This is a genomic window from Actinocorallia aurantiaca (genome assembly GCF_039533685.1).
Lineage (GTDB): Bacteria > Actinomycetota > Actinomycetes > Streptosporangiales > Streptosporangiaceae > Actinocorallia > Actinocorallia aurantiaca.
In genome coordinates this window covers 142,000-150,268 of sequence record NZ_BAAATZ010000032.1, presented here as the reverse complement: position 1 = coordinate 150,268, position 8,269 = coordinate 142,000, and the positions used below count along the sequence as shown (strand labels likewise).

General features: G+C 69.7%; 12 protein-coding genes and 1 pseudogene. 8 read left to right on the top strand and 5 right to left on the bottom strand.

All coding sequences use genetic code 11. The features are described from left to right. Window positions 1–220: pseudogene (locus ABD327_RS31745) on the top strand (hypothetical protein); the annotation flags it as partial. Here ABD327_RS31745 and ABD327_RS31740 read toward each other — a convergent pair. The 3 genes from ABD327_RS31740 to ABD327_RS31730 all read right to left on the bottom strand — a co-directional run bounded on the left by ABD327_RS31740 (window position 186) and on the right by ABD327_RS31730 (window position 1,488). Continuing rightward, a complete protein-coding gene (locus tag ABD327_RS31740; protein WP_344456122.1) occupies window positions 186–785 on the bottom strand; it encodes a hypothetical protein in 600 nt (199 codons plus the stop codon). The pseudogene ABD327_RS31745 and the gene ABD327_RS31740 overlap by 35 nt on opposite strands. A gap of 62 nt (window positions 786–847) precedes the next feature. After that, window positions 848–1,021 carry a hypothetical protein gene (locus ABD327_RS31735; RefSeq protein WP_344456120.1) on the bottom strand — a complete coding sequence of 58 codons (174 nt, stop codon included), beginning with the start codon at window positions 1,019–1,021 and terminating at the stop codon, window positions 848–850. Between the two features lie 266 nt (window positions 1,022–1,287). Continuing rightward, window positions 1,288–1,488, bottom strand: a complete 201-nt coding sequence (locus tag ABD327_RS31730) for a hypothetical protein (RefSeq protein WP_344456118.1) — start codon at window positions 1,486–1,488, stop codon at window positions 1,288–1,290. A 51-nt stretch (window positions 1,489–1,539) separates the two neighbouring features. On the opposite strand from ABD327_RS31730, the gene ABD327_RS31725 reads away from it, so the two are divergent. Then, the gene (locus ABD327_RS31725; RefSeq protein WP_344456115.1) at window positions 1,540–1,872 is read left to right on the top strand and encodes a hypothetical protein; all 333 of its coding nucleotides are present in this window, start codon (window positions 1,540–1,542) and stop codon (window positions 1,870–1,872) included. A 238-nt stretch (window positions 1,873–2,110) separates the two neighbouring features. On the opposite strand, the gene ABD327_RS31720 is transcribed toward ABD327_RS31725, so the two are convergent. Then, window positions 2,111–2,314 carry a TM2 domain-containing protein gene (locus ABD327_RS31720; RefSeq protein WP_344456113.1) on the bottom strand — a complete coding sequence of 68 codons (204 nt, stop codon included), beginning with the start codon at window positions 2,312–2,314 and terminating at the stop codon, window positions 2,111–2,113. Between the two features lie 215 nt (window positions 2,315–2,529). Here ABD327_RS31720 and ABD327_RS31715 point away from each other — a divergent pair, with 215 nt between their 5' ends. The 6 genes from ABD327_RS31715 (at window position 2,530) to ABD327_RS31690 (ending at window position 7,457) form a co-directional block, all read left to right on the top strand. Next, entirely contained in the window at window positions 2,530–2,940 is a 411-nt protein-coding gene (locus ABD327_RS31715; RefSeq protein WP_344456111.1) for a VOC family protein, read from the top strand. Between the two features lie 33 nt (window positions 2,941–2,973). Continuing rightward, window positions 2,974–3,435 carry a helix-turn-helix transcriptional regulator gene (locus ABD327_RS31710; protein ID WP_344456109.1) on the top strand — a complete coding sequence of 154 codons (462 nt, stop codon included), beginning with the start codon at window positions 2,974–2,976 and terminating at the stop codon, window positions 3,433–3,435. Further along, a complete protein-coding gene (locus tag ABD327_RS31705; RefSeq protein WP_344456227.1) occupies window positions 3,435–4,064 on the top strand; it encodes a glyoxalase in 630 nt (209 codons plus the stop codon). Before ABD327_RS31710 ends, ABD327_RS31705 begins: the two co-directional genes overlap by 1 nt. 155 nt (window positions 4,065–4,219) lie before the next feature. Beyond that, on the top strand, window positions 4,220–4,672 hold the full coding sequence (locus ABD327_RS31700) for a pyridoxamine 5'-phosphate oxidase family protein (protein ID WP_344456107.1): 453 nt from the start codon (window positions 4,220–4,222) through the stop codon (window positions 4,670–4,672). Window positions 4,673–4,965: 293 nt separating this feature from the next. Then, complete coding sequence (locus ABD327_RS31695; RefSeq protein WP_344456105.1) at window positions 4,966–5,286, top strand: hypothetical protein; 321 nt, start codon at window positions 4,966–4,968, stop codon at window positions 5,284–5,286. A gap of 50 nt (window positions 5,287–5,336) precedes the next feature. Then, window positions 5,337–7,457: an ATP-binding protein gene (locus ABD327_RS31690; RefSeq protein ID WP_344456103.1), complete on the top strand. Its 2,121-nt coding sequence runs from the start codon at window positions 5,337–5,339 to the stop codon at window positions 7,455–7,457. Here ABD327_RS31690 and ABD327_RS31685 read toward each other — a convergent pair. Beyond that, a complete protein-coding gene (locus ABD327_RS31685; RefSeq protein WP_344456100.1) occupies window positions 7,406–7,924 on the bottom strand; it encodes a hypothetical protein in 519 nt (172 codons plus the stop codon). The two genes, ABD327_RS31690 and ABD327_RS31685, sit on opposite strands and share 52 nt — an antisense overlap. Window positions 7,925–8,269: the final 345 nt, after the last annotated feature.

Genomic DNA, 8,269 nt, shown 5'->3' with positions numbered 1-8,269 from the left:
GGGCGACGGCGACGCCGTCACGATCCCGGGCGGCGTCCTCGGCGGTGTCACCGTCATCCTCTACGGCATGATCGGCCTGCTCGGCGCCCAGATCTGGATCCGCGACAAGGTCGACTTCGGCCGTCCCCTCACCGCACCGCTCACGGGGCCGAGGGCTCCGCTCGCTCGCCTTGGCACCAGACGGATCAGACGATGCCGTAGACCACGTAGACGCCTGTGAGCGTGGCGGTGTTGGGGCAGAGCCAGTGGCTTCCCGAGGCGGATTTGGGGACAGGGACGCCGGGGAAGCGGAACTGGAGGTAGGGGGAGGAAAACGGTCGGCTGGGGTTGGTGCCGTGGTAGTAGTAGCCGCTGAAGGGGCTCGTGTAGACGCAGGTGATGCCGCCGAGGCTGTTCAACCGGACGGCGACCCGGAAACCGGTGACGGAGAGGATCCCGTCGTAGCTGTAGCCGCTGGTGGGTGTGAGGTTCCAGTTCCAGAACAGGCTCGTTGACGTGGCCTTCGCGGAAGGGGAGGAGGCCGGCAACGCGACGACTGAGGAGATGGTGCCGGTGCAGCCGCCGAAGGCGGCCGTGTCGATGGTGATGGCGCCGCCGCTGGTGATGACCCCTTCCAGGGTGGAGGAGGCGCAGGTGTCGGTGCCCAGGGCCCAGGTGAACGACAGGTTTGCTCCCAGCGTGGCGGTGAAGTCGCCTGCGGGCCAGGCGGAGGCGGGGGAGGCGGCGCCGGAGACGGCGGTCACCGCGGTGGCGGTCGCGGCCATCAGGGTCTTGACGCGGGACATGAGTTCTCCTTCGGGGGTGGGCGCACGGTGAACGTGCGGATGGCCGGGTCGCCCTGCGGCGTCTACAGGGCGGTGACCGTGGCGCTCGGGACGGTGCACTGGCAGGAGTGGCCGGGAGGCGTCGGCGTCCGGGCGAAGGCGGCCGAGAAGATCGGCAGGCCGGTGCCGGTGCCGGTGCCGGTGGAGTTGACGGTCCCATGCGTTTCCGAGCTGTTGCGGCCGGCGGAGGCGGGCACGCCCGGGAATGCGATCTTCGATCGCCGCGAACCGTCCGGTGAAAGGCATGGTCAGCCTCTCCGTTGATTTCATGAATGCAATGGTGACGGTAAGCGGCAAATAAGAAGTGGTCAATACCATTGAACTTTTCCATGCATGGCCGGAATGTAACAGGCTCTGCATGAAGCCATTCCTTCCCCGGGCGCGGGGGTACCGGTCGCGGCGAGATCGGGGCGGCGTTTCGGGGTGGCGGCGGAGGTGGCCCTGTGCCCTACCTGGACCGGCGCTACACACCGTCCCGCTGTGGTGGGACGAGCATGCCCACCGCAGAAACCGATCGACTCGCAGTCGCGGTGGACCGCGGAGACGGGTCGTCGCCAGGAGAAGGGGTGGAGAAGGAGCGCAGGGCTCGGGCGTTGCCGTCGGCCAGGTAGGGGACGTCGACGAGGGTGGCCTCAGGGTAGAGGCGCTGCACTGATTCGATCATTGTCGTGTTGCTCCGGGTGCTCCCGGCGAAGTCGAGGGTTGGTTCCAGTGGATGCAGCCCCAGCACCTGCACATGTTCCCGGCGGGGAACCTGGAGAAGGCGCTCGTGGAGAACGGCTTCTCCGTCATCACCGTGGAACGTGACAAGGCGGATCTGGGGCACGACTTCGTCTTCGCCGCCGCCGTCGTCCTCAACGCCTTCGGTCCGAACCCCACCCGTCCCTGGGCGCCCCGGCGCCCGAGGCTCCTCGACCGTCTGCGTTTCGGGCTCTCCATGCTGCTGGCCGCACCGGTCCTCCTGGGGGCGTTCGTCCTCGACCACACGGTCCGGCACCTGATCCCGAAGCACGGCAACGCCTACCGCATCATCGCCCGCCGCGACTGACACTCCGGCTGCCGGAAGCGACTTCCGCCGAGTCGTGGAAGCCGTCGCCGTTCGCGGCGGCCTCCGCTCTCCTCTGAATCCGAGCAGGGACGCCCGGAGCCGGGCAGGGGTGAGAGCGGTGAGAAAAGCCACCCGGAATCGGCGGGGCACGTGAATTCCGCTCGGAATTTCGCTGATGGATTCGCGAGGGGCCGGGCACGGCGGGAAGGATCTCAGGTCGCCGTGCCCGGCGATCCGGTCATCGGGCGAGGGGCCGGCCCTGCTTGTCGGTGAAGCTGCCGACGATGATCAGGACGAGGTCGATCAGCACCCAGATGCCGAGGCCACCGAGGGTGAGCAGCTGCAGAACGCCGGTGCCGGTCTTGCCCACGTAGAAACGGTGGATGCCGAGACCGCCGAGGAAGAAGCAGAGCAGAAACGCGGTGAGCCAGGACTTGGGCATGAGGGAAATCCCTTTCTCTTGGGGGGTGGTGAGGATCGTAGCGGAAGGGGAAGGGGTATATCTGGGTATATGGGCGATGCCTTCATGCCTTTTAGAAGATTTGCGGCATGTGGCATATTTGCGGATCGGGGCTTATCTGCCTTTTGTAAGGTGTGTGAGTTGAATGTCGGGAATCGAGAAGCGCAGGTCATGGAGCCGGGCTTAGCATGATCGTCATGGACATCACCATTCACACGAGCTTCCTCCCGCATGACGACCCGGACGCGTCCCTGGCCTTCTATCGCGACGCCCTCGGCTTCGAGGTCCGCAGCGACGTCGGGCAGGGCAGGATGCGCTGGATCACGGTCGGCCCCGTCGGCCAGCCCGGAACGTCCATCCTTCTGGCACCGCCGGCCGCGGACCCCGGCGTCACCGAGGAGGAGCGCCGCGTCATCACCGAGATGATGGCCAAGGGCACCTACGGTTGGATCCTGCTGGCGACCCGGGACCTCGACGACACTTTCGAGAAGGTGCAGGCCGGTGACACCGAGGTCGTCCAGGAGCCGACCGAACAGCCGTACGGCATCCGCGACTGCGCCTTCCGCGACCCCGCGGGCAACCTGGTCCGCATCCAAGAGGTTCGCTGAGCCGCCCGGACATCGAGGAGAAGGAGTTCTCTCATGTGTCATCCCTCGTGGGGGCGCGCACTCGCCGCGGCGCAGCGCCAGAACGACCTCGTGCGCCTGCGCCGTGTCCGCGACCGGATCGACCGGGAGTACGCGCAGCCACTGAATGTCGAGGCACTCGCCCGCGGCGCGCACATGTCGGCCGGGCATCTCAGCCGTCAGTTCCGGCTGGCCTACGGCGAGTCGCCGTATTCGTATCTGATGACGCGGCGTATCGAGCGGGCGATGACGTTGCTGCGTCGTGGTGATCTCAGTGTCACCGAGGTCTGTTTCGAGGTCGGCTGCTCGTCGCTGGGCACCTTCAGTACCCGCTTCACCGAGCTGGTCGGTATGTCGCCGAGTGCCTACCGGCGTGGGGCGGAGGCGACGGAGGGGATGCCGCCGTGCGTGGCCAAGCAGGTGACAAGACCGGTCAGGAATCGAGAAGCGCCGGTCGCGGAGCCGCAAATAACGTGATGGCCATGGCAATCATTGAATCCGTGACCCTCGAGGTGGCCGACCCCACGGCCGCCGACCGCTTCTACACCGCCTTCGGCCTGGACGGGCAGATACGCCTGCGCGCCTCCGAGGCGCCCACGACCGGTTTCCGGGGATTCACGATGGCGCTCACGGTGTCCCAGCCGGCCGACGTCAACAGCCTCATCGACGCGGCCCTGGAGGCCGGCGCCACGTCGTTGAAGCCCGCCGCGAAGTCGCTCTGGGGCTACGGCGGTGTCGTGCAGGCTCCGGACGGGACGATCTGGAAGGTCGCGACCTCGGCGAAGAAGAACACCGGCCCCGCCACCCGGAAGATCGACGAGATCGTGCTCCTGCTGGGAGTCGCGGACGTGGCCGCCAGCAAGCGGTTCTACGTCGACCAGGGCCTTGCCGTGGGCAAGAGCTTCGGCCGCATGTACGTCGAGTTCGACGCCGGTTCGAGCCCCGTCAAGCTGGCGCTTTACCGGCGTCGTGCCCTCGCCAAGGACGTGGGCGTCTCTCCCGACGGCACCGGATCGCACCGGCTCGTGCTCGGCGGCGATGCCGGGCCTTTCACCGACCTGGACGGGTTCGCATGGGAAGTCGCATCACCGGCGCTCATACCCTGACGCGTCGCCGCCCCCTGCCCGGCAGCCGATCACGAGACGGCCGCCGGGCTCGGGGCGGCACAGGGCGCACCGCGCGCCGCCCCGGTGAACCGACCGATGGCCGGCGAAGCCGGATTCCCGAAGGAAGGGATCCCCACGAAGTGACAGGAGGAAGCATGACGGACGCGCCGCGTGGCCTTGAGGAGAGGCTGCGGGACACCCGCGCGAAACTGGAGAACGACGTCGACCTCTGGGTCGCGACGTCGGGCTCCCCGGACGGCGTCCACCTCGTCCCGCTCTCATACCTCTGGAACGGGACCACGCTCCTCATCTCGACGCCGCGCGCCTCGATCACCGCCCGCAACCTGCTGGCGGACGGCCGGGTCCGGCTCAGCCTCGGACCGACCCGCGACGTCGTCGTCATCGACGGCACCGCCGAACCACTGGCCACCGCCGACCTCTCCCCGGAGACGGGCGACGCCTTCGCGACCAGGACCGGTTTCGACCCGCGCGAACTCGACGAGCCCTACCAGTACTTCGTGATCCGGCCGCGCCGCATCCAGTCCTGGCGCGAGGCGAACGAGCTGCGAGGCCGCGACCTCATGCGCGAAGGCCGCTGGCTCGGCTGATCCCCCCCGCCGACAAGACCTGCACCAAGGCGCCGTGGCCGACATCCTCATCCCGCCTTGCGGGGAAGATCCTGCGGAAACTTCTCTGCAAGGGAACAGCCACCGCTCCGTGGCGGTGGTCGCCGGTCTGCGCGGTCCGTTCGGACGGTGTCCCCGGCGTGATGCGATGCAGCCGCCGACGGAACGCGCCCTCCAGACACGTACGCCCTCCTGATTGATGTTTTCCTATAGTCAGGACCGTGTAAGCGTGATGGACTGATCGGAATCACATATAGAGATTCTCGGAGGAGTCCATGGATCCGATAACGCTCGCCATCGCCGGTGCCGTCGCGACCGGAATCGCAACGGGGGCGGGCGAGTCCACCGGGACGGCGCTGGGCGTTCTCGTCGGCAGGATCAGAGAGCGTCTGGCCGGGCGGGCTCAGACGCTGGACACGCCGGAGTCGGCCGCCGCCGCCCTGCACGAGGAGTTCGCCGGGGACCAGGCTTTCGAGCTCCAGTGCCGAGACCTGTGGAACCAGGTGACCGGCGACGGCGTCAGCAACACCTTCCACGGTCAGGCCAGGACCGTCGTCCAAGCACGCGATGTCCACGGCGGTCTCACGGTGACCTGAACCGTGGGGGAGCGGAGCGCCGCGAGCAGGACGCAGTGAGGCGCGACGGCATGCGGAGCGGGAACGAATTCCACGGTGACGCGGCCGGAGCGGTGGTGCAGGCCGGGACCGTTCACGGGGGCATCCACATCTCGGCCCGTTCGTGGACGCCCGCGCCGGCGCAGCTCCGAGCCCGTCCCGCCCATTTCACCAACCGGATCGCCGAACTGGCGGAACTTTCCGGTCTCGGGGAGGCCGCTCACGACGGCAGCCCCCAGATCATCGTGCTGACGGGCCCCGGCGGGGTCGGCAAGACCTCTCTCGGCCTGGCCTGGCTGCACCAGATCCGGGAGCGGTACCCCGACGGGCAGCTCTTCGCAGAGCTGCGGATGCCGGGTTCCGCCGAACCGGTGCAGCCGTCTGTTCCGCTGGAAGCGTTCTTGCGGGCTCTCGGAACGCCGCCCGATCGGATCCCGCTGGAGATGGGCGAGCAGGCGGCGCTGTTCCGTTCGTTGACGTCCGGCCGCCGGTTGATCGTCCTGCTCGACGACGCGGCCACGGCCGCCCAGGTCCGTCCCCTGCTGCCCGGCCAGGGCTCGTCGGTCGTGGTCGTCACGACCCGGCGCCGACTGTCGGGGCTGGCCCTGGACGGGGCCTCCTTCGTACCGGTCGACTCGCTGAAGGAGACCGACGCCGTCGAGTTGCTGACCCGGATGCTCGGCGAGCAGCGGACCGGTGCCGAACCCGAGGCCGCGCGTGAACTGGTCCGGCTGTGCGAACGGCTTCCCCTCGCCGTCTGCACCTCGGCGGCCCGGCTCAAGGTCCGCGGTCGATTGCCGATCGCCCGGATCGTCGAGGAACTGGTCGACGAACGCGGCCGGCTCACCGCTCTCAGCAGCGATGAAGACACCTCTCTGCGCGCGGCCTTCGACATCTCCTACGCCGGCCTGGCACCCGGCCCCGCACGGCTGCTCCGCCTGCTGGCGATCAATCCGGAGCCGCACTTCGACGCCGGAACCGCCGCGGTGCTCGACGGCTGCGGCACCGCGGAGGCCGGTGCCCGGCTGGAAGAGCTCGCCGAAGCACACCTGATCGCTGAGGAGACCCCGGCCGTCTACCGGTTTCACGATCTTCTGCGGCTCTACGCAGACGAGCTGATGGAGCTCTTCGAGGAACCGGCGGCCAGGGAAGAGGCCTTCGACCGGCTCCTCCGGCACCGTATTCTCGCCGCGGCGGCCGCCGACATCGTCGTCAACCCGGGACGCTGGCACCTGGCGGAGGCATACGCGCACGTGCCGAAGGACGCGTTCCCCGACACGGCCGAGGCTCTCGACTGGCTCGAATCGGAGTTGCCCGGACTTCTCGTCCTCCAGCGTGCGGCGGCCGACCGGGGCCGGCACGAGGCCGTCTGGCAACTCGCCGAGACGCTGCGGAGCCTGTTCGGCCGCCGCAAGCACTACAGGGCCTGGCTGGACAGCTACGCCCTCGGTCTCGCGTCCGCCCGGATCTGCGACGACGCTCCCGCCCAGGCCAGGATGCTCGTCGGTCTCGGGGACGCGCGGCTCGAGCTCCGCGACCCCGCCACCGCGGCCGAGTTCTGCGAAGAAGCCGTGGACGTGGCGCAGGAGGCCGGGCACGCGCTCGGCGAGGCGGCGGCGCTCGAGGGCCTCGGCCGCGCCCGGCTGGCCGACGGCCACGCGGACGAGGCCGTCCGGACCTTCGCCGCGGCGCTCGCCGTCCACCACGAGCTCGACCGGCCGCGCGGCATCGCGCTGATGACCAGTCGGCTCGGTGAGGCGCTCCGACATCTCGGCCGGCATGCCGAGGCCGCAGAGCACCTCACCGCCGCACGCGCCTACTTCGCCGCACGCGGCGACGACCACCACGAGGCCCGGATCCTGCTGGCCCTGGCCGACATCCAGCTGGCCCTCGCCGAGGACGGCCCGGCCCGCGAGTCACTGGACCGGGCCCTCGACCGGGCGACGCGTTCCGGCGCCGTCCTCATCCAGGCCGGAGCCGAGCTGGCGCTTGCCGACCTGGCGGCCCGCACCGCCGACGTCTCCGCCAGGCGCGGCCACCTGGAACGGGCGGTCGAGCTGCTCACCCGGATCGACGCGGCCGGTCGGCACGACGCCGCCGCTCAGCTCGCCGCTCTCGACGAGGCCGGACCCGGCGAAGCGGCCCCGACCTGACCACCCGGCTCGACGGCCGTGAGAACGGCAGAGCGCAGGGCGTCCAGCGGCACGCCCGCGGTGAGCAGGGCATGGGCGAACGAACCGCAGAGGCCACCGGCGCCGACCGGCCCGTACAGAACGATCGGCCCGCCATCCCGGTTCACGACGACGACCTCTCCTTCCGGCCCCGGCATCACCGTCAGGACTCGGCCGGGGAACTTCTGACCGGTCGGATCCTCCGAGTCGCGACAGGCGACCAGTACGTCGGCGACGCGAGCCCAGCGAACATCGTCCTCGCCGGCCACGAGGTGTTCGTCGACGTACCCGCTGGGCCGGTGTCGGTTCCGGAGCGGCGGCGGAAGGACCACGCGGTGGACGAGCTCGGCGCGCAGGAGAATACGGCGCCCGCCTGTGACGACCAGCGCACCGGCCACAGCCCCGCCCCGTCCGGTCAGCAGCCGGACGGTCGTGAACGCCGGCTTCATCGCACGCGCTCCACCCTGATGGGCCGCGGCGCGGCCAGCGCCGGGAACCGCGCTTCGCCCTCCGGCTCGGGAAGGCCGACGATCTCGTACATCGCCCGGCGGAGGAGCCGCGCGGACTCACCCGGCCGGGACGTCACACGCTCCCGCATGCCCGCCACGGTCTTCCCGACGAGGCGCGCGTCCGGCAGAAGCACGGGCGACCCGGGGTCGAGCCGGGCCGCCTTCCGCCCCAGCAATTCGCCCGGCGCGTCCGGCACCACGTCCGAGTCCGGAAACGCCGCCAGCGTGACGGGCAGGCCCAGCGCCGCCGAGTAACAGGTCACGGAGCCGAAATCCCCTATGGCC